The organism is Pseudomonas sp. Z3-8, assembly GCF_051131975.1.
In the GTDB taxonomy this organism is placed as follows: domain Bacteria; phylum Pseudomonadota; class Gammaproteobacteria; order Pseudomonadales; family Pseudomonadaceae; genus Aquipseudomonas.
The window spans coordinates 3,664,930-3,690,407 of record NZ_CP071643.1 but is presented as its reverse complement, the minus strand read 5'-3'; the positions used below and the strand labels follow the sequence as shown (position 1 = coordinate 3,690,407).

25 protein-coding genes and 2 pseudogenes are annotated in these 25,478 nt (G+C 58.3%); 14 read left to right on the top strand and 13 right to left on the bottom strand.

Going from position 1 to position 25,478, the window contains the following annotated elements:
• The gene (locus J3P94_RS16640) at window positions 1-2,391 is read left to right on the top strand and encodes a TonB-dependent siderophore receptor (protein WP_434568858.1); all 2,391 of its coding nucleotides are present in this window, start codon (window positions 1-3) and stop codon (window positions 2,389-2,391) included.
• A gap of 17 nt (window positions 2,392-2,408) precedes the next feature.
• On the opposite strand, the gene J3P94_RS16635 is transcribed toward J3P94_RS16640, so the two are convergent.
• Window positions 2,409-3,404, bottom strand: coding sequence for an MBL fold metallo-hydrolase (locus J3P94_RS16635; protein WP_434568857.1), 996 nt, complete (start codon window positions 3,402-3,404; stop codon window positions 2,409-2,411).
• A 223-nt stretch (window positions 3,405-3,627) separates the two neighbouring features.
• Between J3P94_RS16635 and J3P94_RS16630 the strand changes: the two genes are divergently transcribed.
• Window positions 3,628-4,173, top strand: coding sequence for a YkgB family protein (locus J3P94_RS16630; RefSeq protein ID WP_434568856.1), 546 nt, complete (start codon window positions 3,628-3,630; stop codon window positions 4,171-4,173).
• On the opposite strand, the gene J3P94_RS16625 is transcribed toward J3P94_RS16630, so the two are convergent.
• Window positions 4,130-5,035, bottom strand: a complete 906-nt coding sequence (locus J3P94_RS16625) for a LysR family transcriptional regulator (RefSeq protein WP_434568855.1) — start codon at window positions 5,033-5,035, stop codon at window positions 4,130-4,132. The two genes, J3P94_RS16630 and J3P94_RS16625, sit on opposite strands and share 44 nt — an antisense overlap.
• Window positions 5,036-5,149: 114 nt before the next feature.
• Here J3P94_RS16625 and J3P94_RS16620 point away from each other — a divergent pair, with 114 nt between their 5' ends.
• Together J3P94_RS16620 and J3P94_RS16615 are read left to right on the top strand one after the other, a co-directional pair.
• Window positions 5,150-5,746, top strand: a complete 597-nt coding sequence (locus J3P94_RS16620; protein ID WP_434568854.1) for a flavodoxin family protein — start codon at window positions 5,150-5,152, stop codon at window positions 5,744-5,746.
• Window positions 5,747-5,817: 71 nt separating this feature from the next.
• On the top strand, window positions 5,818-6,060 hold the full coding sequence (locus J3P94_RS16615; protein WP_434568853.1) for an aldo/keto reductase: 243 nt from the start codon (window positions 5,818-5,820) through the stop codon (window positions 6,058-6,060).
• A gap of 29 nt (window positions 6,061-6,089) precedes the next feature.
• Here J3P94_RS16615 and J3P94_RS16610 read toward each other — a convergent pair.
• Window positions 6,090-6,167, bottom strand: a pseudogene (locus J3P94_RS16610) (hypothetical protein); the annotation flags it as partial.
• A gap of 78 nt (window positions 6,168-6,245) precedes the next feature.
• Complete coding sequence (locus J3P94_RS16605; RefSeq protein WP_434574220.1) at window positions 6,246-6,632, bottom strand: MarR family winged helix-turn-helix transcriptional regulator; 387 nt, start codon at window positions 6,630-6,632, stop codon at window positions 6,246-6,248.
• Between the two features lie 484 nt (window positions 6,633-7,116).
• Here J3P94_RS16605 and J3P94_RS16600 point away from each other — a divergent pair, with 484 nt between their 5' ends.
• From J3P94_RS16600 to J3P94_RS16590, 3 genes are all read left to right on the top strand, one after another.
• On the top strand, window positions 7,117-8,769 hold the full coding sequence (locus J3P94_RS16600) for a RopAA-2 (protein WP_434568852.1): 1,653 nt from the start codon (window positions 7,117-7,119) through the stop codon (window positions 8,767-8,769).
• A gap of 191 nt (window positions 8,770-8,960) precedes the next feature.
• A complete protein-coding gene (locus tag J3P94_RS16595) occupies window positions 8,961-10,403 on the top strand; it encodes an ATPase domain-containing protein (RefSeq protein ID WP_434574218.1) in 1,443 nt (480 codons plus the stop codon).
• Between the two features lie 26 nt (window positions 10,404-10,429).
• Complete coding sequence (locus J3P94_RS16590; RefSeq protein ID WP_305495236.1) at window positions 10,430-10,792, top strand: response regulator; 363 nt, start codon at window positions 10,430-10,432, stop codon at window positions 10,790-10,792.
• Between the two features lie 91 nt (window positions 10,793-10,883).
• Here the strand turns inward: J3P94_RS16590 and J3P94_RS16585 are convergent, their stop codons facing one another.
• From J3P94_RS16585 to J3P94_RS16575, 3 genes are all read right to left on the bottom strand, one after another.
• The gene (locus J3P94_RS16585; RefSeq protein ID WP_434568851.1) at window positions 10,884-11,606 is read right to left on the bottom strand and encodes an anti-sigma factor; all 723 of its coding nucleotides are present in this window, start codon (window positions 11,604-11,606) and stop codon (window positions 10,884-10,886) included.
• A complete protein-coding gene (locus J3P94_RS16580) occupies window positions 11,603-12,157 on the bottom strand; it encodes a sigma-70 family RNA polymerase sigma factor (protein ID WP_434568850.1) in 555 nt (184 codons plus the stop codon). Before J3P94_RS16580 ends, J3P94_RS16585 begins: the two co-directional genes overlap by 4 nt.
• A gap of 111 nt (window positions 12,158-12,268) precedes the next feature.
• The gene (locus J3P94_RS16575; protein ID WP_434568849.1) at window positions 12,269-12,811 is read right to left on the bottom strand and encodes a DUF3455 domain-containing protein; all 543 of its coding nucleotides are present in this window, start codon (window positions 12,809-12,811) and stop codon (window positions 12,269-12,271) included.
• A 279-nt stretch (window positions 12,812-13,090) separates the two neighbouring features.
• On the opposite strand from J3P94_RS16575, the gene J3P94_RS16570 reads away from it, so the two are divergent.
• The 5 genes from J3P94_RS16570 (at window position 13,091) to J3P94_RS16550 (ending at window position 17,817) form a co-directional block, all read left to right on the top strand.
• Window positions 13,091-13,774 (top strand): methylamine utilization protein, encoded by a 684-nt coding sequence (locus J3P94_RS16570; RefSeq protein WP_434574216.1) that lies wholly within the window; start codon window positions 13,091-13,093, stop codon window positions 13,772-13,774.
• Entirely contained in the window at window positions 13,758-16,115 is a 2,358-nt protein-coding gene (locus J3P94_RS16565; protein ID WP_434568848.1) for a putative bifunctional diguanylate cyclase/phosphodiesterase, read from the top strand. Before J3P94_RS16570 ends, J3P94_RS16565 begins: the two co-directional genes overlap by 17 nt.
• 5 nt (window positions 16,116-16,120) lie before the next feature.
• Window positions 16,121-16,984 (top strand): DUF3034 family protein, encoded by an 864-nt coding sequence (locus tag J3P94_RS16560; protein ID WP_434568847.1) that lies wholly within the window; start codon window positions 16,121-16,123, stop codon window positions 16,982-16,984.
• An 11-nt stretch (window positions 16,985-16,995) separates the two neighbouring features.
• Window positions 16,996-17,403 carry a group I truncated hemoglobin gene (locus J3P94_RS16555; RefSeq protein WP_434568846.1) on the top strand — a complete coding sequence of 136 codons (408 nt, stop codon included), beginning with the start codon at window positions 16,996-16,998 and terminating at the stop codon, window positions 17,401-17,403.
• Window positions 17,404-17,517: 114 nt separating this feature from the next.
• On the top strand, window positions 17,518-17,817 hold the full coding sequence (locus tag J3P94_RS16550; RefSeq protein WP_434568845.1) for a hypothetical protein: 300 nt from the start codon (window positions 17,518-17,520) through the stop codon (window positions 17,815-17,817).
• 29 nt (window positions 17,818-17,846) lie between these two features.
• On the opposite strand, the gene J3P94_RS16545 is transcribed toward J3P94_RS16550, so the two are convergent.
• Together J3P94_RS16545 and J3P94_RS16540 are read right to left on the bottom strand one after the other, a co-directional pair.
• The gene (locus J3P94_RS16545; RefSeq protein ID WP_434568844.1) at window positions 17,847-18,392 is read right to left on the bottom strand and encodes a cytochrome b/b6 domain-containing protein; all 546 of its coding nucleotides are present in this window, start codon (window positions 18,390-18,392) and stop codon (window positions 17,847-17,849) included.
• Window positions 18,392-18,658, bottom strand: a complete 267-nt coding sequence (locus tag J3P94_RS16540) for a PepSY domain-containing protein (protein WP_048722823.1) — start codon at window positions 18,656-18,658, stop codon at window positions 18,392-18,394. The genes J3P94_RS16545 and J3P94_RS16540 overlap by 1 nt, the downstream gene beginning before the upstream one ends.
• 97 nt (window positions 18,659-18,755) lie before the next feature.
• On the opposite strand from J3P94_RS16540, the pseudogene J3P94_RS16535 reads away from it, so the two are divergent.
• A pseudogene (locus J3P94_RS16535) lies at window positions 18,756-19,430 on the top strand (ATP-binding protein); the annotation flags it as partial.
• 108 nt (window positions 19,431-19,538) lie between these two features.
• On the opposite strand, the gene J3P94_RS16530 reads toward J3P94_RS16535, so the two are convergent.
• From J3P94_RS16530 to J3P94_RS16515, 4 genes are all read right to left on the bottom strand, one after another.
• Complete coding sequence (locus tag J3P94_RS16530) at window positions 19,539-20,651, bottom strand: class II histone deacetylase (RefSeq protein WP_434568843.1); 1,113 nt, start codon at window positions 20,649-20,651, stop codon at window positions 19,539-19,541.
• A gap of 35 nt (window positions 20,652-20,686) precedes the next feature.
• Window positions 20,687-21,850: an MFS transporter gene (locus J3P94_RS16525; RefSeq protein WP_434568842.1), complete on the bottom strand. Its 1,164-nt coding sequence runs from the start codon at window positions 21,848-21,850 to the stop codon at window positions 20,687-20,689.
• 22 nt (window positions 21,851-21,872) lie between these two features.
• Complete coding sequence (locus tag J3P94_RS16520; RefSeq protein ID WP_434568841.1) at window positions 21,873-22,754, bottom strand: transporter; 882 nt, start codon at window positions 22,752-22,754, stop codon at window positions 21,873-21,875.
• Window positions 22,755-22,885: 131 nt separating this feature from the next.
• Window positions 22,886-23,863: a helix-turn-helix transcriptional regulator gene (locus tag J3P94_RS16515; protein ID WP_434568840.1), complete on the bottom strand. Its 978-nt coding sequence runs from the start codon at window positions 23,861-23,863 to the stop codon at window positions 22,886-22,888.
• A 276-nt stretch (window positions 23,864-24,139) separates the two neighbouring features.
• On the opposite strand from J3P94_RS16515, the gene J3P94_RS16510 reads away from it, so the two are divergent.
• Window positions 24,140-25,462, top strand: a complete 1,323-nt coding sequence (locus tag J3P94_RS16510) for an APC family permease (RefSeq protein WP_434574214.1) — start codon at window positions 24,140-24,142, stop codon at window positions 25,460-25,462.
• Window positions 25,463-25,478 lie beyond the last annotated feature (16 nt).

The window sequence follows — 25,478 nt, the reverse complement described above, 5'->3', positions numbered from 1 at the left end:
ATGAGTTCGTCCCCCGTTTCACAGCGCCATCCATTAAATCGTGCCTTGCACGCTGCGATTTTGGGTTTGATCGTAAGCAGCTATGCATTGCCATCGCTGGCGCAAACATCGAGCGCTGACCACAGCAACCCAGTCAAGCAGTGGAACATCGCTGCCGGCCCACTGGCGCCGGCGCTAGACCGCTTTGCGCGCGAGGCTGGCATCAGTCTTTCCTTCGACGCGTCAAGTGTCGCGAACCGCACCACTGCTGGCGTGAATGGCACGCTCGATACGTCGGCAGCGCTGTCATCGTTGCTGCAGGGGAGCGAATTGCAAATCGAACAGCAGGGCCCGAATGCCTATCTACTGCTCCCTCAACCAAAGCCCGCTGGCCCGCTGGAGCTCGACGCAACGGACGTCGAGGAATACCGCCTTGCACCCCTCATCATCAATGCCAAGGTCAGGGTCAGTGCCGACGACGATGCCAACTCGGTAGTCGCCAAAGAGCTCTGGGTTGGCGGCAAGGTGGCAACCAGCATTCTCAATACACCGGCATCGGTGTCGGTTGTTACCAACAAGGAAATGGAGCAACGCAGCGTCAGCACCACGGAAGAGGCGCTGCAATACACGCCGGGCGTGATCAGTGATTTCTATGGCACGGATGACCGCAACGACTATTTCCAGATCCGGGGCTTCCAGGCCACCACCTACCGTGACGGCTTGACCTTGAGTTCGATGCGCGGCGTACGCGAAGATCCGTTCGCTTATGAACGCATAGAGATTCTGCGTGGCGCCAACTCCACGCTGTTTGGCCCAGCGGACCCGGGCGGTTCGGTGAATTTCGTGACCAAACAGCCGCGCTTCGAGCGGTTTGGCCAAGGCTACGTGACCTACGGTTCGTTTGACCATGTGGAGACAGGCATCGATGTGGGGGATGCGCTGAATGACGAGAAAACCGTGGCTGGCCGCTTTACTGCCAAAGGCCAGAACAGCGACCGCGAGTACGACCACTCACAGGACGACAACCGGTTGGTGATGGGTGGCCTCACCTGGGCACCCACGGATTACACGTCAGCCACCGTGATTCTGGACTATCTGAAAACTGAAAGTTCGCCCAACAGTGGCGGCTATCCGCTGGACAAAGAGTACGACCGCAGCAAGTTTTATGGTGAGCCCAGCTACAACTTTCACGATGTCGAGCGCACCAGCCTCAGCGGTAACGTCACGCATGACTTCGACAACGGCTTCGTACTGCGCAGCAATCTGCGTTACAGCAAATTGACCGATGATTTTGGCTACGTTTACCTCAGCGACAGCGCTGCACGTGTCGGTACTACTGTCGACCGGTATCTGTTTGGAACGGACACTGAGGCCGACCAGTTCAACGGCAATCTGATGCTGCAATACGATGCCCGCTTCGAGAACATCGACAGCAGCAGCCTGGTGGGCGTGGAGTACCTCGATTCGACCACCAAGGAAAGCTCGGTCTACGCCATGACGACCCCGATTGACATCAAAAATCCTGTGTTTACTGGCGTCCCAGGCTCAATCACGCCGTATGCCGTCAACAAGCGAGACGCGACCACCAAGGCCGTATTCCTTCAGCAGAACCTGTCGTTCTACGAGCGTTTCATCGTCACCGCGGGTATGCGCAACGACTCGATGGACCTTACCAGCAAAGGCTTGCAATCCACTGAGAAGGACAACTTCTCCGAAACCTCCTACCGAGGTGCGTTGACTTATATCGTCAACGACGAGGTGTCCACCTATGTGAGCATGGTGGAATCCGTCTCGCCGCCGCAGGTTGGCGTAACCCCGCAGACGGGCACGCAGTACGAAGTGGGCGTGAAGTATGCGCCGATGGGAATGGACGCACTGTTCTCCGCAGCCGTCTATGACCTGACCCAGGAAAATGTCACCATCGCCGTGGTGCTGCCGAGCGGCATCATCGAGCAACAGACGGTGGGCGAATCGCGGGCGCGTGGCCTCGACCTGGAGGCCAAGGCGCAGGTGACGCAGAACATCAGCCTGATAGGCGGCTATTCCTATATGGAGTCCGAGGTACTGCGCGGTTCGTTGTACGACGGCAGCTCCCTGAAAGGTAATGAATTCGCCACGGCGCCCAAGCATTCCGCTTCGCTCTGGAGTTATTACGACGTGCCCGGTACTGATGTCAGCGTCGGCTTGGGCGCGCGCTACGTCGGCTCTTATTACTTCGATGCAGCCAACTCCGGCAAAAGCGATGGCACCACGCTGTTCGACGCCGCCTTCAACTACGAGATCGCCAAGGGCACCGACCTTGCGGTGAACGTCAGCAACCTGCTGGATGAGCAGCACGTGGTCGGTTCCGGCACAGCGAACTTCTACAACCCGGGTCGCGAGATTACCGCCAAAGTGAGTTACAACTGGTAAGCAGGCGTGTAAGGCCTTCAGTCGCGATTGCGGTATTGGACGGGTACCCACTCATACCTGCCGGCTTCGCGCCTGATGTGGCCTATGCCCGGAAATGGCAAGTGAGCGACTGCTGACAACCGTTGTTCACTCGCGGCAGCCTCGAATTGTTGTAGCCGCTGGGCGCGAGCGGCGTTCTGATTGACATCGAAGGTTATTGTCACCTCCGGCCGCGAGAACTGGATGAGGCCGACATGCATGATGTCGCCCCAGAAATCGATGCTCTCGCCTTCGCTTGTGACCCGAAAAAAGCTGTGGCCGGGGGTATGTCCCGGCGTGGGAATGGCGGTGATACCCGGGAGGATTTCGGATTCGGCTGCGAATGGCTTCAGCTTGCCTTCGCGCTGGTACGGGCCAACCGTTTTCAGCGCTTGCTCCAGATAATCCGGCGGCAACCCCTTGTTCAGGTTGGCGCGGTCCAGGAAGAAGTCGACATCGGCCTGGCCGACGTGGATGGTCGCATTGGGAAATATCATCTGGCCGCCGCGTGTCAGGCCGCCGGAATGATCGGTATGGATGTGGGTAATCAGCACATCGGTGATCTGCGCCGGCTGGTAGCCCGCAGCCGCCAGGCTTTCGGGTAGCTTGCCGCCAACGTTACCGAACAATTCACCGGCACCGGTATCGATCAGTACTACATGTGAACCAGTATCGACGAGGTAGGCATTGATAGACGTCTCCAGCGGGTTGCGAGCAAATCCGCGTTGCAGCATTGCGTCGATCTGCTTTGGGCTGATGCCTCTAAGCAGCGGATGTAGATCGAGGGGCAGCGTCCCGTCGCTCAGTGCGGTGATGCGGAACTTGCCCAGAGCGAAGGCGTAGATGCCTGCGAGTGCAGGTTTATGGGGCGGTGCCGTCGTTGCGGTCGATGCTTGTGACGCTTGCGCTGCGGCGGGCGACGGTGAGTAGGTTGCACCCGTGACCAGGGCGGCTGTCAGTAGGGCCGCAAGATGGAACCGCGCGTGGTTATGCATGATGAGTACCTTTGTGAGTATGACCATCGGTGATCGCTGCGAAAAAGGTAGATAAAGCGCGTTCAGTGTGAGGCACCGCGTACGCCTTAGCCGCTGAAAAGTCAGTACCGGCTTGCATCTACGACATGCTTAGGCTTCATAGCGAAATGTTATATGCTCGGCGCATGCATTTTGCCAGTCGCTGATATATGCTTCGAGCACATATCGGCAATCGGAGAATCTCATGCAGCACATCACGAGCGTCACCAGCAGCCAGGCTGCTCTCACTTCCAGTATTTCGAGACTCGAGAACGTAAATCGGGCAATTGTCTTGTCCGGCGTTGTTCTTCCCCTGCTAATGATTGGTCTACTCAAGTTCACGCAGATCGAGGTGCAGGTACTCATACCCCTGATCAGTGGCACCCCGTGGCTGGCCTGGCTTTATCCAGTTCTTGGCGAAGCCGGTACCTCGTACTTATTGGGTGTAGTCGAGATACTGACTGCACTGCTGCTCATCGCTTCACCCTGGTCTGCTCGTGCAGCTATTGCAGGTGGCCTGTTAGCATCGCTGACCTTCTTTACGACCATTTCCATGATGTTGGTATTGCCAATATGGGAGGCCGGATCGGGAGGTTTTCCATGGCTGAACTTCCTGGGCACATTCCTGATAAAAGACGTTGCGTTGTTAGGGGTGGGCCTGGCGATCCTCACCGAGGGGCTGCAGCGTATGTTGCCCACTCTAGCGGCTAATCAAAATAGGGTTCCAGTACACTCTCAATCCAAGTCATGAAGGCCCGGACGCGTTGGGAAAGGTTACGCCGATGCGCGACTACGAGCGACGCCGACAGCGGCTCTGGTCGTAGATCGGGCAGAATTTCCACCAGATCGCCGCTTTTGATGTGGTGCGCAAGGGCCAGATAACCGGCCTGAATCAGTCCAATCCCCGCCAGGCCCGCAGCATGATAGGTTTGCACGTTATTCACTTGCATCGCCCCTGGCAACGCAAGTGATGCGTAGCTGTCTCCCTCCGGATATTCCCAACCAGCGAGTCGCGCGCCGAGTGTCGGCGTGTAGTGAACCATCTGGTGACCCTGGATGAGGAGGTCGTCGAGTGTTTGCGGTATGCCGTACTTTGCCAGATAGCCTGGACTCGCCACGTTCATCATGCGCAGTTTGCCGAGCGAGCGGGCGATCAGTCTGTCGTCCATGATCGGCCCGAGACGAATCACGCAATCAAACCCTTCTTGAACCAGATCGACACGGCGATCCGTGCTGGATAGTTCCAGCTCCAACTCAGGATTGGCCTTGAGTAGTTGCGGCAGAGCGGGAATCACGACGGTCTTTGCCAACTCAGTCGGCATATCTACGCGCAATCTCCCCCTCAGAGGGGCGCCGCTGTTCGCGAACATGGACTGCACGTCCTGAGCTTCGGCCAGCAGGTCACGAGCACGTGCATAAAAACTACGACCGTCTTCGGTCAATTGCACGCTGCGTGTTGTTCTGTGCAGGAGGGTCGCGCCCATGTCCCGTTCCAGCTCACGAATCACCGTCGACACCCGTCCCTTCTGGATTCCCAGGCTTTCAGCGGCACGCGTGAAGCTCATCATTTCCGCAACGCGGGCAAAAATCAAAAGTGCCTGAAGATTGGGCATTGTTCACCGATTGGATAACAGTGTGTTCGGATTCGGATGGTTTATAACTAATTTTGGACTCAGTAGAGTAACTCTCAGGTTGTCAACAACTCCAGAACTTGTAAGGGAGCACTCATGAACTCAACTTCCACGCCAATCCGAACGGTCATCATTTATCACTCAGGCTATGGCCACACCGTACGAATGGCAGCTGCCGTCGCCGAAGGCGCTGGCACCGACTCTGTATTGGTTGCAATCGACCCCGAGGGCAATATTTCCGAGGATGCCTGGCAAACACTCGCAGACGCAGACGCAATCGTCTTCGGTTCGCCTACCTACATGGGCGGCCCTAGCTGGCAGTTCAAGAAATTCGCGGACGCCTCTTCCAAGCCCTGGTTTGAAGGCGCATGGCAAAACAAGATCTTTGGCGGCTTCACCAATAGCGCGAGCATCAACGGCGACAAGCTCAATACACTTGAGTATTTCTTCCTGCTCTCTGGGCAGCACGCCGGGATCTGGGTTGGTCTGGACATCAAACCAGCGAACGTCAAGGCGTCGAAACGCGACGATTTGAACCGCATGGGTTCTTACATCGCGCCCATGGCGCAGACGCCTGCGGATGCCTCTCCTGACGAGATGTCATCGGGAGATCTGGAGACCGCGCGTCTGTATGGCGCGCGCGTCGCGTTGATTGCCGGACAGTTCCGAGCCGGTAAATCGCAGTCTGTCTGATGTCCGCTCGCGCCGACGATACTCGCCCGCTGCTGTGCTCATTTTCATCCATCGATCTCGAAGGAGAAGTCATGAAATACAAGCGACTTGGCCGTACGGGCCTGTATGTATCCGAGCTGTGCCTGGGCACGATGACGCTCGGTGGTAACGCCAACGCGGGTATGTGGGCTGCTATCGGCGCGGTTGAACAGGGCGAAGCCAACAGGTTGATCGCCCACGCTCTGGCGCAAGGGATCAACTTCATAGACACCGCCGATATTTATTCTTTCGGTCAGTCGGAGCGTATGCCATTTCTTGCGCCCAAGAGCCCATGATCTGCTTTGGTTTTCAGCCCAATTGTTTGGATATAGCGCAAGGCCTGCTCGGCGAGCGTGCTCTTGTTGGCAGCGTGCAACTCGAAGAACTTGCGCCGCGCATGGGCCCACAGCCTGAAGCTCGGCTTCGATCGCCGCAATATTGGTATCGATCAGATCAGATGCCTTGACCAGACGCATACCTTTCAGAGATGGCCAGTGCAGGGATTTTCATTCAACGCATCTGCGACTGGACACTTCGTGCAAGACGCAGGGTCGCACAGTCTACACACTGAATAGCCTTGATCGAGATCATTCACCAGGCCGTTGAGTAGCTTTTCGGTTATCCGTCCGAGGATTTCGCGCTCATCCGGATCAAGCACTTCCAATACACGAGCCATACGTTCCTGGCGGACCGCTAGCACGGCAGCACAGTTCGCATTTCCTGCGGTAGTAAGGTGGAGCGCAACGGCACGCCGATCAGCGTCTGCTTGTCGACGTTCCACTACACCCTGGGTGACAAGCCTATCCACCAGGCGCACAGCTCCAGGATGAGACAACCCCAAGGCTCGCCTCAAGCGCTCTATGGACATGCCTGGCTCGTGACCGAGCAAGGCAATAGCCGCAGCTGCCGGACCAACTTCCGGAGCTTGGTCTTGAGTGCCTTGGTGGATAGAGTCAGAAATCGCCAGCGACAGCGCCCCAACTATGTTTTCGAGTTTCATATCTTTCATGGGCTAAATATGTGTGCATCGCGCATGGAATGCAAGATTTTCAGATGAGAAGGGCCCGTCTTGGGGGAAAGCCACGGGTTCTTTCTTATCAGTAGCTCCATTGCTTAGCTACTTTTAGCTATCGCATCGACATTATCGTTTCCAAGGACCGGCCTGGCCTTCGCATCGCCTTCTACGATGAAAAAAATAAAACGGTCAGCCTTTCAGTTGTGGCCGTCCGTTTTCAAATTTATTACATCCTTGGAACGCTTCTTCCGGCACGGCCACTCAGGTGTGAGGATGCCGCCGCTCATACCGGGGTCATTCGCATTCATCTATCTGCCGATGCCAAGAGGACAAAGCCATGGATACGATTAATGTAGGTGCAAGCCGCGAGCTGACCCGTCCACCTGATGAGATACAGCAGGAAACAACACCGCGGGCCTCTCACTCTCCGGTCCTCGGTGATATCGGGGTAGCAATGCGCACGCGGCTTCATAACCATTTCGAGGCTCACCTTGAAACACAAGCTGACTCCGATCAACCCGCTGCCCCTGCTTCAAGTGCCCGCAACGCGGAGCTGAACGCCATTCGCGATGACCGTGCCCAACGGCTGGAGGCCGGGGGTTATACCGTCCATGACATGGAGAAGGCGGAAAAAAACGCAGCCAGGGCCGACAGATTGTTTGCGTCCATAAAGTCAGGGATGGGGGGGACGCCCTTTGCGGCGCTGACCGAGGCCGGCAATTTCAAACCGTCGATCCTTCAGGTAGCGGGCCAGCATGCCAATACGGTACGCCAAGCGGCTATAGAGAACGCTATGTCATGCTTGTATGCCGGTATGGCGGATGCTGCCGGTAACAAGACGATCGCGGGCTTCAAGCCTGGTTATTACCTTAAACCCGAGAGCAATACACTGCATCCGGCGCTTCAAGCATCGGTGGCGGAAAAGCTGCTGGCGTTGGACAAAGGTCCATTGCGTAATGCTTTCGACGAAGCTAATAAATGGCTTACCGGGTTTGCGGTACGTAACACTGCAATGTACGCATCAACGCTTGCCATGACGGCTGCTGGCAGAGAGGAACTGGATGCAATCCTGCAACCCGCCCTACGACCGGTCACGGCTATCATCGTGGGTATTGCAATCGAGCATTACAATGTGAGCCGTGATCGCAGTAACCATTTGGCTGACCCTGCAATGCTCTATGGTCGTCGAGATGCTGTACCGGAAGGGCAGGCTCATAAGCCTATTGATCAAGATACCGAATGGCTGGATGACTTCGAGACCTTAAAGGGTCTCGATGCCACTGCCCTGGTCAAGATGGTCTCCACGCGGCTGGGTGAAGGCGCGGCCACGGCGCTGAATGCGGTCATCAGTGGCGATGCCTTGAAAGAGATAGTAGACCCGGTCAGTGTTGTAGGAAATGGTCTGCTGATTGGCGGTTTTTCTGCAATGGGCGCGGCTACAACCGCCACAGCCAACCTGGCGAAGTCCACGGAGCTGGGAAAAATGGCGGCTACCGCAGCCTCGGAGGGCGTAAAAAACGTATTGGGTACCCTGGCTTTCGGGCTGTGGGCAGCTGGCGCCTCGCTAGGTGGATCAGTGCCGAAAAAAGCCACCGCTGCTGTCGATGTCCATGTACCAAAAGCGGTAGAAGGGGGCGCAGATGCAGCGGGCAGGGTGGCGGTCAAGGGCGGTGAGCTTGCGCTCAAGACATCGCTCACCGGCGCCAGATTTGCCAAAGAGACAGCGGTGTCAGCGACCCACCACACAAAAAATGCAGCTCAAGCGGTAGGGGATGGAGTCACTAGCGTTGCCAGCGCCATTGGCACCACCTCCCAATCAGCCTGGAATAAAAGCGTTGGAGCCCTGAGGCAACGCTCCGCGGTCACCCCTCAAAGCCAGGCCGCTCAGGGTCAGAGCATACCCATGCAGCCGCTCGCGGGTACGCAGGTCCAGGCATCTTCCTCAGCACCTGCGCGTCCGACTGCCCAGGATGACGGAGATATCGTTTAGCAGCCTTTCCTTCGCTCAATTCAGTTTTCCTTGATGTCCAGGGATCGGACATTTCAAATGATTACTTACGACCCAAAGCGAACGATCTCCCACGTCTACTTTCTATTCAACCTGAATGGCCTCGAATTCGAATTGGCGTTAGCATTTCATTCATCCGGCTTAAAAGCCTGTTTTTTTTAGATCAGGGTCACATTGTGGAAAAGCTAAAACGCCTTCAAAGCGGAATCGAAGGGCTCGACGCTCTGCTTAACGGAGGGCTGGTCGCGGGTGCTTCATACATAATTCAAGGTCGTCCAGGTTCGGGCAAGACGATCCTCGCCAATCAGCTTGGATTCCATCACGTGCGTAATGGAGGCCGGGTTTTAGTCGCCACACTGCTGGCCGAGTCCCATGACCGTCTCTTTCAGTTTCTCTCTACCCTGAGCTTTTTCGACTCATCCAAAGTGGGCGCTGAAATCCAGTTCGTCAGCGCATTCGATACGTTGGAAAACGAAGGTCTCGATGAAGTAGTAAAACTGCTTCGGCGTGAGATCAGTCGGCAGAAGGCTACGGTCATGGTCGTCGACGGTTTGCTCAATGCGCGCTCCAAAGCCGATTCGCCTATCGACACCAAGAAATTTATCCTGGAGTTGCAAGGCCACGCAGCGTTCGCCGGATGTACCGTACTGTTCCTCACCAGTTCACGGCTTGACGACGGTAGCCCAGAGCACACGATGGTTGATGGTGTGATCGAAATGGGAGAGGAGCTGTTCGGCACTCGTTCCGTACGACGTATACAACTACGCAAGACGCGAGGCAGCAGCGCGCTGACCGGTCTTCACGAATGTGAAATCACTGATGACGGCCTGGTTGTCTATCCGCGTCTCGAGAGCCTGTACAGCCGTCCTTCCTCTTCCGACAGTGCGGACATGACGCGCATCGCCAGTGGGATTGATTCACTCGACGATATATTGGGCGGAGGACTGCACAGCTCCAGTGTGTCTCTGGTCATGGGACCCTCCGGGATCGGCAAGACCACGCTGGGTCTCAAATTCCTGGCCAAGTCCACACCTGATGCCCCAGGCTTGCATTTTGGGTTCTATGAGAGCCCACAGCGGCTGCGCTTGAAAGGATCCTCACTGGGCATCGACATCGAAGCCATGGAGGAGAGCGGGGCGTTGAGCATTGTCTGGCAGCCAACCACCGAAGGGCTGCTGGATGGACTCGGCTCAAGACTGCTGAGCATCGTCAAGGAAGAGGGTATCAAACGCCTGTTCATCGACAGTCTGAGCGGGATGACACGCGTTTCGACAAATCCGGGACGGATTACCGATTTCTACAGTGCGCTCATGAATGAGCTGCGCTCCAGAGGCGTTACGGTATTTGCATCCTGGGAAATGCGCGACCTGTTCGGTTCTGAGGTCAGCTCACCGAACTCCGACCTGTCGAGCATCGTCGACAACCTGATGCTGATGCGTTTCTTTGAGAATCGCTCTGAACTAAGCAGGACGCTTTCCATTCTTAAGGTACGAGATAGCTCCTATGACCCCTCGCGATTCGAGGTGGTGATTCGTGATCAAGATGTTTTCCTGAAAAAGGCTTTGAGGAATGAACCTTCAGTTGCCACTGAGTCCTTGCCTGGTTCGATTTCATAAGTCTTTGAGCAGGTTGAAAAATTAACATGACCACCATCCTGGTCGTCGACGACGAGTATCTGATCGCTGACATCCTCAGCTTCGCGCTGGAGGATGAAGGCTTCATGGTCGTAAAAGCCAGCAATGGTCGAAAGGGACTCGAAGTTCTCGAAAGGGAGCGTCCAGCGTTGATTGTTACCGACTTCATGATGCCCGTCATGGACGGCTTGGAGTTCGCCACGGCTGTGCGAGCACTTCCGTCCGTCAATCATTTGCCAATCATCCTCATGAGCGGTGCTCAGGCACACATAGGTATGCAGAGATCGGATTTGTTTGATGCAGTCCTGCCAAAGCCATTCGAGATAGGCGCCATCATCGCAGAAGTGAAAAAGCTCTTGTCTGCGCAGTAGTTCGTTCCGGTAGGCGTCACGAGAGCGAGTCTATCGAGTGCCCACCGATGCCCAGCGTGATCAGCGCGGGCTGCATGATTTGAGGAGGGTGCTAGAGGACTTTCACGGCCCGGCCGATGAACTGCACCGGCCCTGTTGGTTTTCCGGTCGGCGAGCCATTGACACTTTCAAGAGTCAGTTCAAAAAGTTGATGGGGCTCCAACGGCGGTAACTTATCGAGCGGGACCGACAGCGTTTGTCCAGGCCGGACCAAACCCAGGGATACCGGCGCTTTCCAGTCATCCGCCTTGGTCCAGAATTGCAATGCTTTATCGCTGGGGACCTGAGCCACCGCCAGCGGTATAAGTTGAATTTCCTTGGAGTCGGTCGCTTGAATGACCCATCCAGGTGCCTGGTTTTGCGGCGCTACCAGCACCACCAGGTAAGTGGTTGGGCTGACCGCGGTCGTGCGCGTCAGTAGCAGCGTTCCCAGCAGCAATGTTGCAACGATGCCTGCCCCGGCGAGCCCGCGCCATAACGGAAGAAAATTCCACAATGATCTCGACCGTGGGGCATTCGGCGCTCGCTGGCCATGACTGTCCAGGCTGTTCTGGATACGCCTCCAGACTAGGGGCCCAGGTGTTTGCGGTTCTGCCTGCTCAGTCAAGGCAGCCAGGCGCTGCTCCCAGGCATCGACCGCGTCGCGCAGGGCGGGTTCTTGCGCGAGACGCTGTCGAACCTGCTTGCGCTGATTGGCCGGCAATGTCCCCAACACATATTCGCTCGCCAGTTCTTCGATGTTTTCGGGAAGATCATCCTCTGCGCTCGTCGTCATCCCATGCACTCCCGCAACGCCACCAGACTACGTTTGATCCACGCCTTTACGGTTCCCAGCGGTGCGCCCACTTTTTTCGATATTTCGGAATGTGAATAACCGTCCACGTACGCATGAAGTATGCAGTTGCGCCGGGCCGGCTCCAATCGTTCAAGGCAGTTATAGATACGACCTGAACGAGTCAGGTACTCAAACGTGTCGCTGTTTGGCGCGTCAACGGACGCCAAAGCGTCCGAGGCTATTTCACTGTGCTCGTCGAGCTGAATTTGCCTGGCGTTGTCACGCACGACATTGAGGGCCAGATGTCGGGTTATGCTGAATATCCAGCCACGGGCCGAGCCTCTGGTCGGGTCGAAACTGGCGGCGCGAGTCCATATTTTGATGAAGACGTCATGGAGGATATCTTCCGCCAACGCCTTATGGCGCACGATTCGCTGAGCAACGCCCATCACGCGTGCGCTTTCCTGATCGTATAAGGCGCGCAACGCCTGTTGGTCGCCTTGGGCGCAGGCCGCAAGGTGGGCTTCATAGTCGAAGTAAGGTTCGGGCAAGGACAGGTTTCCAGCCATTGGCAGCAACATGACCCCAAGCCCGGAGGCAAGGGGGTATTCATGGGAGAAGAGTAGCCGACTTTGCCCTGACCACTGGCCGTCGAGCGTGATCTATTGGGCAGCCCAGAATATATAGTCGGCTTGATACTTCACTACCTCACGCTTGCCTTTGTTGGCGCTGGAGCATTCGGCCATCGGCGCTACGCCGCCCTTCACGGCCAGCCGCTGGATGTAACTGACCCCGCTCATTGCGCCTTTCCCTTCGGCGGGGTTGGCCTTGACCAGCTGCAAGGGGAGGTCTTTGGGGCTGACCGATGCGACCGCCAATTGGGTTCCGGTGATTTTGGAACCGTCGTTGGCTTGCCATGTTGCAGGTGGTCCGAAATAAGTGCCGATAGCCTTGCCGCTTCGGTCGTTCAGCAGCGCTTTCGGGCCGATGAAAAACCATTCTGTCTGCCCTGTGGCATTGGCCTTGTCACGGCATTCATAAGTGATTTCTCCGACTCCTGCAGTTTCGAGCGCGACCTTGTGCCCGGCCGGGACCTTGATGCTTTCAGGCAAGCCTGCTTGCGCGTAAGCAGCAGGCATCGCGACGAACAGGCAACTGGCAGTCAATGCAGTACCGACAATGCGGAACAATCGTTTAGCGTTCATACAAGCTTCTCCTGAGGATTTGATCAGCGCAGCGGTTCATGGCCGCTACATGTACTACCCTCTGGAACGCGGACTGGATGCACTTGGCTGAATAAAAATATCAACGGCCGTTTCAGCGGGGCTCGCAAGGCCGGCAGTCGGTCATGTCGGGCCTGCCTGTTCAGGTTTTTGCTACGCGGTCGATACCTAGGTAAATGGGCGATCAGTGCGTGACTGCCGATGCCGCCATCAGGAGTCTCGTCACCAGGACGATTCACCCTCGTTTTTAATGGAATGGGCATGTCCAGGAATAACCCGCTTTTTGCACTGCTGTTACTGTTCGCGTGCCCTGTCGGGTGGGCGGGGGTGACCAAGCTTGATGTGGCGGTGCACGAAGGCACAGGCCAGCGGCTGCCCGACGCGGTGGTCACGCTGCAAGGCCCGATCGGTGCGCCGTTGGCGCCTCCCTCCGCCAATATGGATCAGCGCAACCAGCAATTTGCGCCCCATGTGCTGGCGGTGCACACCGGCACCCCGATCAAATTCCCCAACAGCGACAACATCCGCCATCAGGTCTACTCGTTTTCGCCGGCGAAGCGCTTTGAGTTGCGCTTGTACGAGGGCACCCCCTCCGAGCCGGTGCTGTTCGATAAGCCCGGCGTGGTGGTATTGGGCTGCAACATCCATGACCGGATGCTCGGCTACGTCTTTGTCACCGACGATCCGCGTTTTGCCGTCAGCGATGCCCAAGGCAATGTGGTGCTGAACGATTTGCCAGTCGGCGAGTACCGCGTGACGCTTTGGCATCCCCGGCTCAAGGGGATGCAACCGATCGATGCCGGTTCTGTGAAACTTTCTGCGGCCGGCCTCAAGCAGAACTACACCCTGACGCTGGAGCCTTTACCTGAGCAGCCCGCAACCGCTCCGGCTTCGAGTGCCTTCGGCGATACATTCAAGCGAGCGGCTCGTGAAACTGCGCAATAGTTTCCAGGCGCAAGTCGCAGCGGTGATGATCCTGTTGTCGCTGGGGGTGATCGGCGTGTTGTATTTCAGCGTCAATGCGGCGACCCGTTCTGCGGTGCGTAGCCAGTCCGAGGCGCAGTTGAACGTCGGTACGCGCGTCTTCGAGCGGCTGCTGGAAGTGCAGGGCCGACGCTTGGCCGATGGCGTGCAGTTATTGGCGGCCGACTTCGGCTTTCGCGAAGCGGTGGCCAGCCGGGATGCTGCAACCATCCGTTCAGTGCTGGTCAACCATGGCAAGCGCATCAATGCCAGCGACATGATTCTGCTGAGCATGGACGGCGAGGTGCTCGCCAGTACCCTCGACAACATGCCGGAAGGTTCATTGTTCCAGTACGATGGCGCGCTGCGCCTGGCACAACGTGCGCGCCAGGCCATGGTAATCGTACCGTTGCAGGGTAAACCGCATCTGTTGGTGGAAACGCCCGTACTCGCACCTCTGCCTGTTGCCAGGGTGGTGATGGGTTTCAGCATGGACAAGGCCTTTGCCGATGAGTTGCGCTCACTTACCAACCTTGAGGTTTCGTTTCTTGCCGTTGATCAACAACGGCCTGGTGAGCTTGTCAGCACGCAACCAGACGTTCTGCGCGGGCCTGTCTCCAGCTTGATGCTCAACTCGTCCAACCGCAACAGCGCGGTACTGACGGAGCACCTGGATCGCAATTTCCTCAGTCAGTTTCTGCTGCTGGCTGACGGTTCGAACGAATACGATGGGCAAGTAATAGCACTTCTGCAGAGTCCGCTGGACGTGGCCATGCAAGCGTTTGCTCCGCTGGACGAAAAAATCCTGGCGATTACCCTGGTCGCACTGATCGCCTCGTTGGTCGGCGCTTTGCTGTTGGCACGAGGTGTGTCGCGTCCGGTCAAGTCACTGGCCCTCGCGGCGGAGCGCATCGGTCAAGGCGATTACCAGACCCCCGTGGTATTGGAGCGGGAGGATGAACTCGGGGTGCTGGCCAAAGCCGTCAATTCGATGCAAAGCGGCATTGCCGAGCGGGAGCAGCAGCTGGCCCACAACGCCCTCCATGACCCCGTCACTGGCTTGCCCAACCGCGCTTTGGCCATGGAGCGCCTGGGCAGTGCAATTGCCGCCAACCGGCCGATTGCCCTGATCTGCATGGGCATCCATAACCTGCGGGCCATCAACGAAACGGTCGACCCCGAAACGGTCGACCGGCTGCTCCGTCAGACCGGCCAGCAAACCCAAGCCCTGTTGCACCCTGGCGACACCGTGGCGCATCTGATCGCCGAGGAATTCCTGGTTCTGCTCGATGGGATGGACAGCGATGCGGCGGTCGCCTTGGCGGACAGGTTGCAGCAAGTATTGCTCAAGCCCCAGCACATCAACGGCCACGACCTGGCCCTGGACTGCAGGCTTGGAATAGCGGCCTACCCGGCGGATGGGCAAAGCGCGCAGACCCTGCTGGAACGCGCCTCCATCGCCATGAAAGACGCGGCGCAGATGCCGGGTCATCTACAGATTTATCAGCACGGGCGTGATTTGGCCCACCGCCGCCAGATCGCCCTGATTCGAGACTTGCGCCACGCGGCAAACAACGGTGAGCTGCTCCTGCATTACCAGCCCAAGATGGACATTCTGAAGAGTCATGTCCGCCAGGCTGAAGGCCTGTTGCGCTGGCAGCATCCGCAACTGGGCCCGATCTCTCCAGCCGAATTCATTCCCTTGGCAGAACGGACCGGAAGCATTCAGGCGCTGACCCATTGGGTGATCAACGAGGGCATGCGCCAGCTGTCGGAGTGGAATGGGCGAGGGTTACGCTTGCAACTGTCATTGAATATATCCGCCGAAGACCTGATCAGCGACGATCTGCCTGTTCGGGTCGTGGCGTTGCTGCGCACGCATCGGCTACCAGCCGAGCAGCTGGTGTTTGAAGTCACCGAAAGCGCTGTCATGCGCGAGCCCGAGCGGGCCTTGAAGAACCTCCATCTGTTGCGCGATTGTGGCATCAGTCTGTCGGTGGATGACTTCGGTACCGGCTATTCGTCCTTGGCGCACCTCAAGCGACTGCCGGTGCAAGAGTTGAAAATCGACCAGTCGTTCGTCCGAGACCTGCATGACACCAGCGAAGATGCGGTAATTGTCCGCTCGACCATCGAGATGAGTCATAACCTGGGGCTCAAGGTCGTTGCCGAAGGCGTTGAATATGAACACAGCCTGAGGTTACTCGAGCGTTGGCATTGCGATACCGCGCAGGGCTACCTGATCAGCCGACCGCTGACCGCCGCGGCGTTCGAGGCCTGGGTGGCGTTGCCTTTGAATCTTCATTCTTCGCTGGTTCATTGAACATCATGAGTTCACGTTTGTGGCTATCGATCGCCTGTTGCACAGGACTCGCCCTTCAGGTTGTTTCTGCCGACGGCGGGCGTTTGATCGCGACCGGTGGCGCCAGCAGCCTGGAGGGTGCCGCCGGCGGCGGGATCACGCCGTGGGCAGTGCTGGCCGGTTACGGCGAAAAAAACGAATGGGGGGCGACTGCCTTCGCGACCTCGGTCAATCTGCCGGATTATCGGCTGGATGTCGCCGGGCTGGCCGTGGCCTACGACAACCGGGTCGAGCTGTCGTTTGCCCGGCAGCGTTTCGACCTGGGTTCGCTGGTGAACAAGCTGAACCTGCCCGACGATAACCTCGGCCAGGACATCTTTGCCATGAAGGTGCGTTTGTTCGGTGACGTGATCTACGACGATTTGCCGCAGGTTTCCCTTGGTCTGGAGTACAAACACCAGAACAACTTCCTGATCCCGAGCCTGGTCGGCGCCAGGCGGGACAGCGACACCGAAGGCTATCTGGCTGCCAGTCGGTTATTCATGGGCGGGGCGTTTGGCTACAACCTGCTGCTCAACGGCAGCCTGCGCTACAGCCGTGCCAATGAGCTGGGGTTGCTCGGGTTCGGCGGTGACCGTCGCGACACTCGTAGCGTGCTGAAGGAGGGCTCCCTGGCGGTGCTGCTCAATCCGCGCTGGGCACTGGGCGTCGAGTATCGGCAGAAACCGGACAACCTGTCCTTTGCCGGGGAAAGTGACTGGGCTGATCTGTTCGTCGGTTACTTTCCCAATAAACATCTGTCGGTGGTGCTGGCCTACGCTCGGCTGGGCGAAATCGCGACGCTCGACCGCCAGAACGGCACATATCTTTCGGTGCAGGGGAGTTTTTGATGCGCATTGCCATGCTGGTGCTGATCGGGCTGTTGAGCGCCTGCACACAACCCTTGTCCAGGGACGACTCGCTCTATCAAGACCTCGGCGCACAGGCCGGGATCACCCGGATCGTCGAGGGCATGCTGCTGAACATCGCGCGTGATGAACGTATCGTAGAGCGCTTTCGCAAGATTGATATCGAGCGGCTGCGCGACAAATTGATCGAGCAATTTTGCCTAGAAACCGGCGGCCCCTGCATCTACACCGGTGACAGCATGGCCGAGAGTCACAAGGGGCAGAACATCAGCCGCAGTGATTTTAATGCCTTGGTTGAAGACCTGATTGCTGCAATGGATGAACAGCGTGTTCCGGTGCCGGTGCAAAATCGGCTGATCGCACGGCTGGCACCGATGCGCGGCGAGATCATCGAGAAGTAAGGGATTCAATCCATGTTTTAAGCCAGACCTGTCTTTGGCTTTCGTCAGACGCCGGGAACGACCCGCTGCGCCTGTAAGTCTACCTGTATCTACTCATTGGCAAGGTACAGCGCAATGGATAAGACAATCACCGTGGATCAGCTGGCTACCACCGACCTTGGACCATTCAACGAGATATGGCTCGGTGGGACTCATACCCAGCTATGCCTATGGCGTGGTGCCCAGGTTTTCACCCACGAAATGCTCAGCGAGGGCACCCATGATCAGAATGTCCGGCGCCTGTGCTTGCAGTGGGTCAACCCTGACGATCAGGTCGCCGTGGTCAGTGTTGAGCTGATCGCGCGCGAACGGCTGGACAAGATGGGGAAGGAGGGCGAGTTTTATCCGGCTGAGGAGGCGGACACCCATCAATAGTCACCCTGCAAGCTCGGCGTCATTAAATGTTACTGCGCACGTTCGTCCGGCAGGCGCTTCCTGCGACCGGTGAGCATGGATAACGGCAAGTTGTCGCGGACCTGGATACTTTCAAAAACGGCTGCCAGCACATGCACACACACCAGACCGAGCAGCGTGTTGGCGGCGGTTTCGTGCAGTTGCAACGGCCAATCGGCGCCCCAGAGGGCATCGACTTCCTGCATCAGGAAGCCGCTGATGCCGATAGTCAGCAATGCCAGCAACATCGACAACATCACCAGCGCGCCAATCGGCGAATGGCCCAGGCGGTGTTGTGGCCGACCGTTGAGCAACGAGCGCACGTGAGCACCCAGACGTTCTGGCGTGGGCCAGAAGTCCGCCCACCGTGCGCTGCGTGGTCCGACAAATCCCCAAACCGTTCGTACCAGCAGCCAGGCCATGGCGTAATAGCCCAGCCAGACGTGCCAGCCGTCGCCTGCTTCGTTGAAGAAGTAGTTGGCGACAAAGACCCCGGCGATAGACAGATGAAACAGTCTCACCAACGGGTCCCACAGGCGTAAGGATTCGCCTGGCATCAGCCTTTTATCTCGGTCTTCACGGCTTTGCCGGTGACCGGGTCATGGTAGATTTCGACCTTGCGCTTGTCCTTGTCGAAGCCGTAGATCTCGTAGCAGTTGCCATCGGTCACCTTGAACTTGCTGATCTCGTAGCCTTCGGCCTTGAGCTTGTCCTGGAAGGCTTTTTCGTCTTGCCATTGCGAACGCTCCGCGGTGGTGCATTGCGGACCGGCGACAGCCAGGGGGCTGGCGATAATCAGGGACAACAGGAGAATTTTGCGCATGGAAAAGCTCTCAGTGGAGGTGGGAAGTTGAACAGTGCGAAACCAACCTTAGAGTAGCCTTAGTTGGCAACGAGCCGTAACATTTTTGCTGAAATGCGGCCTCGACCTGTTGCAACAACTGCGCGCCGAGCAGCACGATTTACCGGTGCTGGTCCTCACCGCCCGCGACGGCACCGCCGAACGCATCGCTGGGCTCGACGCTGGCGCCGACGACTACCTGGTGAAACCCTTCGACGTCGAAGAACTCAAGGCCCGCGCGCGCGCCTTGCTGCGCCGCAGCCAGGGCCGCGCGCAACCGATGCTTGAACACGCCGGCGTCAGCCTTGACCCGGCCACTCAGCAGGTGCGCTACCAGGATGCGGACGTCATCGTCACCCCCATGGAATACCAACTGCTCCACCAACTGATGGTGCGCCCCGGCAAAGTGGTGACCCGCGAGCGTCTGTCCCGCGCGCTGTATGGGACCAATGCCCTCAACTTTTCTCCCCCAGGGAGCGAGGTGGCTGTGGTGGTGCGCAAGGACGAGGCGGGCAGGGTCTGCTTGAGGGTTGAAGACGCTGGCCCGGGGATCGATGAAGGGGAAATCGGAAGGCTGTTCGAGCGGTTTTACAGTCGCGGCAATGCCAATGGCGCGGGCCTGGGATTGGCCATCGTGCAGATGGGCACAAACAAGATCGGCTGCACGTTACGCCTTTACAACCTGGCGGGCGGTGGCGTTTGTGCGGAACTTTGTCTGAACAGTGACCTTGCAAGCCCAACCTCCAACGCTTGACTCAAGGGTTGGCTTCGCAGCATGCGGGCGTAGAAGTGTCAGGCGCGTATCAAGAACCGATGCCAGTCATGGCATCGGTTTTTGTCTCACGCTCAGGCGTGCCAGCACCTAGGCCAAGCGTGGCTGGGCTAACTCATCGATCAAGTGCCGCTGAAACGCCGCGAGCGCCTCCTTCGGTTGCTGCAGCTGGACAAATTCCAGCATGGGATCGGTGACGGCAGTCCTCACGCCCGCCAGTTCCTCAAGGGTCGCCAGCCCGCAAAACGGTACATACGCTTCTGAGTATCCACCTTCGTGCACCAGGACGAGACGGCCCTGGCACAAGCGCTCGGCGGCTTTACGCACGAGGCAGGTCATCTGCCGGAACGAGTCGCTGTGCAACAGCATGCGGGCCAGCGGGTCGACGGCGTTGGCGTCGTAGCCGCAGGCGATAATGATCAATTCGGGCTCGAAGCGCTCCAGTGCCGGGATCACGATGCGTTCCATCGCGTACAGGTAAGCCTCATGGCCGCTGCCAGGCGGCAGCGGAATATTGATATTCGCACCCAACCCCGCGCCACGGCCGCGATCAGCCTCACCGCCGTAACCCGCCGGGAAACAACCGTCCTGGTGCAGTGAGATAGTCAGCACGTCACCACGCTCTTCGAAGATGGATTGTGTGCCGTTGCCATGATGTACATCCCAGTCGATCACCGCGACGTTGCCCAGGCCACGGCGGGCTTTTGCGGCTTCAATGGCGATGGCAATGTTGGCCAGGAAGCAAAAGCCCATGGCGCTGTCGGCGAGGCAGTGATGGCCTGGCGGGCGCGACAGGGCGTACGCGTTATCGACTTCCCCGACGAGCACGGCATCGACCGCAGCGATGGCCAACCCGGCAGAGAGCTTGGCTATTTCATAACTACCAGGCCCGATGGGCGCGTGCGGCCCCAACTCACCGCCCCCGGCATCGCTCATCGTCTTGAAGCGTTGCAGGTAACCGGGTGTATGAACCCGCAGCAGATCTTCATCGGTCGCCGCGTTGGCGCTGCGTACCTGCAAATGACGGGTCAGGCCGGAAACGTCCAGCAGGCTCTTCAGACGGCGTTTGGTTTCCGGCGATTCAGCGTGGCCCGCAGCGGCAGGAGGTTGCACCCAGCCTCCCACCGGCAAGGTCAAGGCATGCAACCCGGCGCTGTGCCAGAGGCTGAGTTCGTCGAAGAAAAATGCACTTTTTCGGCTCATCGTCTTTCCATTTTCTTTAGGGGTAATAAGGCCACTCATGCGTTTGGGCGGCTGCCGAGCATCAACGCCAGGGAGAGCAGGGTGATGCACGTCCCGCCGATCAGCAGCGATTGGAAGCCGCCGCTGGCTTCGATCAGCCGGCCCGCCACTGTCGGGCCGATAGCCAGGCCACCGCCGATCACCAGGTTGGAGGCGTTCATCAGTTTTCCAGAGCGGTCGAGGTCGGCCAGGCAGGCCAGAATCAGCGGCAGGATGAAGGTCCAGGTGAACTTGAACAGCAGCGCCGCCACGGCAAATCGCATTATTTCGGGTTGACCTCGCAGCAACAGCACTGAGCCGGCCATCAGCGCGTAACCCAGCAGCAACAGCAGCAAGCGCGGCAATCGGTCGCCAATCAGGGAGGCACAGCCCGCTCCGACAATGCCCATCACCGTGGCGAGCGCCAGAACCTTGCCACTGGACTCGGCGGAGATACCTGCCTGGGTGGCGATGGAGCCGATAAAGGTCCACACACCGCCCAGGCAAATGTAGAAGCTCAAGACCCCCAGAATGCCCAGCGCGGCTTTCCACAGCGAGGCGATGGCGACATGCTCGGCGGTTGTTTCAGCCGATGGGCTGCCTTGCGGAAAATAGCGGGCGAGTGGCAAAAATACCGTCATCAACCCTGCGAGGATCACGTAGCACGCCGATAGCCCGAAGTGTTCGAAGAGCCGAGGCAGGATGCTCAAACCGATCGCCCCGACGACCAGTTGCCCCAGCACCCATAACCCATAGACTCGACCGGGATTGACTGTTGACGCGGCGCTGGACAGGCAGATGATCATCAACGAACCGCCCGCCAGGGCACTGCAAAAGCGTAATGCCAGGAGTATCGAGTAGTCGGCAGCAAGCACTGATAAAAGGTTTGCTGCAATGAACACGACACCCGCCAGCAATGCGGCGCGGCGCCAGTCGATACGTTTCAGCCACCACAGGGCTGGCAGGGTGGCCAGGCTCATGGCGCCAAGTTCGGTGGAGAAAAGATCGCCGATCTGTGACGGGCTCAATTGCCATTGAGCCGCCAGTTGCGCCGCGATGGCCGGTGCGGTCATGAGAATGGTCGGGGTGATGGCGGCGAACAGCACGATGGCTGCCAGCAGCGCCCGTTCAGATGATGCGCGCAAACGCCCATCCACCAGCGGTTGGGTCTGAGTGTTCATGGGGAAACTCCGGTGAATGAATTCAGAACACATGGACCAGACGCAGCAGCGCGTCGGTGCCGTGATAGCCGTTATCGGTAGCAACGTTCTGCGAAAGGCCGAACATCACCTGGTTCTGTTTATCCAGCCAGTGGCCGACTTCGAAGCCCACCTGGGTGTAGCGCTTGTGGGTGTCATCGATGCGCTGGTCGTTGATCCGCAGCTCGCCGCCATCGGCGTGGATCAGTCGCAATGCGCCGTAGGTGCTTTGCGTAAAGTCGTAGGACGCGAAGGCCTGCAGGCGATACAGCGGGTCCTGTTTCAGCTCGCTTCCAAAGTAATCGTCGTTCTTGCCGTAGAGCTGGGCTTCGAGGTTCGCCTCCAATACCCATTTTTCGCCGATGCCCTGGGTGTAGTTGTAAACGAAGGTCGCGCCCCAGCGATTGGCACCGGGTGAGACATCAGGACTGTCGTCGTGGTATTCGCCAATTGGCAGAGTGATCAGGGTCAGCAAGCCGCTATAGGTGCGTGAGGCGGGGTCATTGATGATGAACAGCGTGCCGCCGACCTGAGGGTCGCCAAAGCCGCTTTCCCCGGTGTGTTGGCTGGCACCTGGCAGGCGTGCGTTGATGTTGGCAAAGGGCACGATGAACTGCGGAGTGCACAGGGTGCCGCAGACGTCGGTGAAAAACACCTGACGGTAAGGCATGGCGTTGACCTTGAGGTCGGCCTTGCCGGTGCTGTCGGCCGGGCCGTGAAAGTCGTCAGCGCGGCTCGCCGGCAAATACACCACGCCCAGGTTGGTGCCTGAAGGCGCGCCGAAAAAATCCCGGGCATTGAGGTCGGCGGCACTGGCGTGCAGGCTCGACAAGCCACCGATCAGGGCCAATGCGGCATTGCGCGTGAAAGTCTTGGTCATTGGCATTGCATCTCTTCTTTGAGTTGTTGTGCGGCGAATGGCTCGCCTGTCGATGGCAGAGGGGCAAAAAAAGGACAAAGGCGTCCCGTGGCCGTCAAAACGACAGCGAAAAAATCAGCGCAAGTCAGCGGTGCGGATCAGTCGGGTGGGGCATGCAGTAGATGGGCGATGCGGGCCTTGTCCTTGACTCCGAGCTTGCTGTAGATCGCCCGGATGTGGTGGCGCACGGTGTTGGGGGACATGCCCAGGTCGCGGGCAACTTCCTTGTAGGTCTTGCCTTCACCGAAACCCTGGGCCACGGCGTTTTCCCGTGGGCTCAGTTGCATCAGCACCGTGCGGCTGCGAGCGGCCAGCAGGAGCAGGTCGCCGACCGCCGATGCCTCGATCTGCAAGTGCTTGCCTTCATAGCCGTCAGCGTTCATCGCCACCGGCAGGCAAGGGCCGGTCCAGTCCGGCCACTCGCTCAACAATAAGTCGACGAAGCCACGTTCCGCGCAGTGCAGGGTGCCGCGTTGGTCGCACACGGCGAGCGCGAGGTTGCGCGGATGCGTGAGGGCCTCGCGCATCGCCACCAGGGTGCGAATCTGATTGGCGGATACCGCCGCCACCAGGTGCAACATGAGATTGTTCAGCAACAGGCAGTCTTGCTCGGTGAAGCGTGCCGCGTCTGGGGCGCGATAGAGTGCGAGGTGGTCGCTGAGGTGGGTTTGCGGGTCGATGTACACCACGCACAGCAACTCGCCGATGGCGTACGTCTGGCCGAGCCAGTTAAGCCCGGAGCCGCTGGCAGGGTTGCGCATGTCGACAATGACCGCTCGCCCCGGAACATCGTGGGCCCTGGCGACAGTCACATCGATATGGCGAATCGACTGCCAGTCGGACAGGTAGCTGCGGGGCAGTTCATGTAGATAGGAGCTGTGTTCTTCAGGCAGTCCGTCAACCAACGCGCCGCGGCCCCACCAGGCGCTGTCGAAGGGCAACAGCTGGCTGATGCAGCTCAGCGCCGCTTCGTGGAAATGCTCGATGTCCTTGTCCTGCGCCAGGCGCTGAAGCTCCAGTGTCATTGCGCTGAAGGCCTCGAGGAGGCAGGCGTGACCATGATCATGACGGCTCATTCGTATGTACCTCTATGCGACGTTCTTATTGTTGTCGTCACGAAGTCATTGAGGGCCGGAACGTCGTTTGGACGTGGGCAGGGCCTGGGAGCGATTATTGGCCCACTAAAGCAAGACTGCCATCCTACAGATGCATGATAGTGCCTGGCGGGAGCTCTTCCTCTACTGGCAATTTAGTGAACTTTTACCCTGCGAATTTTTCCACTGCTCAGAGGTTGTGCAAGACATGACGCTCGGATGAATCTTGCGAAAAAAATCCCCCTGGCAGAGCCTCAAATGACAGTGAACCGGTCACAACCCAAGCCCTCTTTGCGCCGCGCCATCACGGGGCCGATGCTGTTTCTGTTCATCCTGGGCGATGTACTGGGCGCTGGCGTTTATGCGCTTGCGGGTACCATCGCCGGAGAGGTAGGCGGGGCGATCTGGGTGCCGTTGTTGATCGCGTTGTTCTTCGCCATGTTGACGGCAGGTTCGTACGCCGAACTTGTCTCGAAATATCCTCACGCGGGCGCGGCGTCGGTGTTTGCCGAAAAGGCTTTTAAATCACCGCTGATATCGTTCCTGGTCGGTTTTTGCATGCTCGCCGCCGCGGTGACCAGCGCTGCCGGTCTCTCGCTGGCCTTCGCGGGGGACTATCTTGGCGCATTCATCCAGGTATCACCCCACGTTGCTGCGCTGATCTTTTTGTTGCTCATTGCCCTCCTGAATGCACGAGGGATCAAGGAATCTCTGGGGGCGAATCTGCTGATGACCGTGGTCGAGCTGTCAGGGCTGATGTTGGTCATCGTTGCTGCGGGTTACTTTTTCAGTTCTGGCGAAGCTGACCTGGCAAGGGCGCTGGAGTTCAAGCCTGGGGTCAGTCCGATGCTGGCGGTATTGGGCGCGGCGTTGCTCGCGTTCTATTCGTTCGTCGGTTTTGAGACGTCCGCCAATCTCGCGGAAGAGATCAAGGATGTTCGCAAGGTATACCCACGGGCCTTGTTCGCGGCGCTGATTACCGCAGGGGTGGTTTACATGGCTGTTGGGGTCGCCGCGTCCTCAGTGTTGCCAACGGAGAAACTGCTTGCCACATCGGCCCCATTACTTGAAGTGGTTCGGGCTTCCGGGCTCGACATTTCGCCGCGCCTGTTCGCCTTTATCGCGCTCATCGCGGTGGCCAACGGAGCGCTGCTGACCATGATCATGGCCAGTCGACTCACTTATGGGATGGCCCATCTGGGGCTGTTGCCGGATGTCCTGGGACGGGTCCTGCCGCATAGGCGCACACCGTGGGCAGCGATTATTGCAACGACGCTCGTAGCTATAGCACTGACGCTGACAGGAACGTTGGCGACCTTGGCCCAAACCGTGGTGCTGCTTTTACTGTTCGTGTTTCTCAGCACCAACATGGCCGTGCTGGTGTTGCGCAAGGACAAGGTTGCGGAAGAACATTTTCAGGTTCCCACCTGGGTACCCTGGCTGGCGATCCTGTCTTGCCTCGTATTGCTGAGTCAGCAAGACATCGGTACGTGGCTGCGAGGCGGGGCACTTATCCTGGTGGGGATGCTGCTGTATGTCTTTGCCCGAATGGCTGTGCCGGCTGTTGTAAAACCACACTAGACGACGGCCGCACCGC

Bases quoted from the DNA above. Each gene is read 5' to 3' on its own strand.
- J3P94_RS16640 (WP_434568858.1), top strand. From the start codon at position 1: ATGAGTTCGTCCCCCGTTTCACAGCGCCATCCATTAAATCGTGCCTTG.
- J3P94_RS16635 (WP_434568857.1), bottom strand. From the start codon at position 3,404: ATGCATAACCACGCGCGGTTCCATCTTGCGGCCCTACTGACAGCCGCC.
- J3P94_RS16630 (WP_434568856.1), top strand. From the start codon at position 3,628: ATGCAGCACATCACGAGCGTCACCAGCAGCCAGGCTGCTCTCACTTCC.
- J3P94_RS16625 (WP_434568855.1), bottom strand. From the start codon at position 5,035: ATGCCCAATCTTCAGGCACTTTTGATTTTTGCCCGCGTTGCGGAAATG.
- J3P94_RS16620 (WP_434568854.1), top strand. From the start codon at position 5,150: ATGAACTCAACTTCCACGCCAATCCGAACGGTCATCATTTATCACTCA.
- J3P94_RS16615 (WP_434568853.1), top strand. From the start codon at position 5,818: ATGAAATACAAGCGACTTGGCCGTACGGGCCTGTATGTATCCGAGCTG.
- J3P94_RS16605 (WP_434574220.1), bottom strand. From the start codon at position 6,632: ATGTCCATAGAGCGCTTGAGGCGAGCCTTGGGGTTGTCTCATCCTGGA.
- J3P94_RS16600 (WP_434568852.1), top strand. From the start codon at position 7,117: ATGGATACGATTAATGTAGGTGCAAGCCGCGAGCTGACCCGTCCACCT.
- J3P94_RS16590 (WP_305495236.1), top strand. From the start codon at position 10,430: ATGACCACCATCCTGGTCGTCGACGACGAGTATCTGATCGCTGACATC.
- J3P94_RS16585 (WP_434568851.1), bottom strand. From the start codon at position 11,606: ATGACGACGAGCGCAGAGGATGATCTTCCCGAAAACATCGAAGAACTG.
- J3P94_RS16575 (WP_434568849.1), bottom strand. From the start codon at position 12,811: ATGAACGCTAAACGATTGTTCCGCATTGTCGGTACTGCATTGACTGCC.
- J3P94_RS16570 (WP_434574216.1), top strand. From the start codon at position 13,091: ATGTCCAGGAATAACCCGCTTTTTGCACTGCTGTTACTGTTCGCGTGC.
- J3P94_RS16560 (WP_434568847.1), top strand. From the start codon at position 16,121: ATGAGTTCACGTTTGTGGCTATCGATCGCCTGTTGCACAGGACTCGCC.
- J3P94_RS16555 (WP_434568846.1), top strand. From the start codon at position 16,996: ATGCTGGTGCTGATCGGGCTGTTGAGCGCCTGCACACAACCCTTGTCC.
- J3P94_RS16550 (WP_434568845.1), top strand. From the start codon at position 17,518: ATGGATAAGACAATCACCGTGGATCAGCTGGCTACCACCGACCTTGGA.
- J3P94_RS16545 (WP_434568844.1), bottom strand. From the start codon at position 18,392: ATGCCAGGCGAATCCTTACGCCTGTGGGACCCGTTGGTGAGACTGTTT.
- J3P94_RS16540 (WP_048722823.1), bottom strand. From the start codon at position 18,658: ATGCGCAAAATTCTCCTGTTGTCCCTGATTATCGCCAGCCCCCTGGCT.
- J3P94_RS16530 (WP_434568843.1), bottom strand. From the start codon at position 20,651: ATGAGCCGAAAAAGTGCATTTTTCTTCGACGAACTCAGCCTCTGGCAC.
- J3P94_RS16525 (WP_434568842.1), bottom strand. From the start codon at position 21,850: ATGAACACTCAGACCCAACCGCTGGTGGATGGGCGTTTGCGCGCATCA.
- J3P94_RS16520 (WP_434568841.1), bottom strand. From the start codon at position 22,754: ATGCCAATGACCAAGACTTTCACGCGCAATGCCGCATTGGCCCTGATC.
- J3P94_RS16515 (WP_434568840.1), bottom strand. From the start codon at position 23,863: ATGAGCCGTCATGATCATGGTCACGCCTGCCTCCTCGAGGCCTTCAGC.
- J3P94_RS16510 (WP_434574214.1), top strand. From the start codon at position 24,140: ATGACAGTGAACCGGTCACAACCCAAGCCCTCTTTGCGCCGCGCCATC.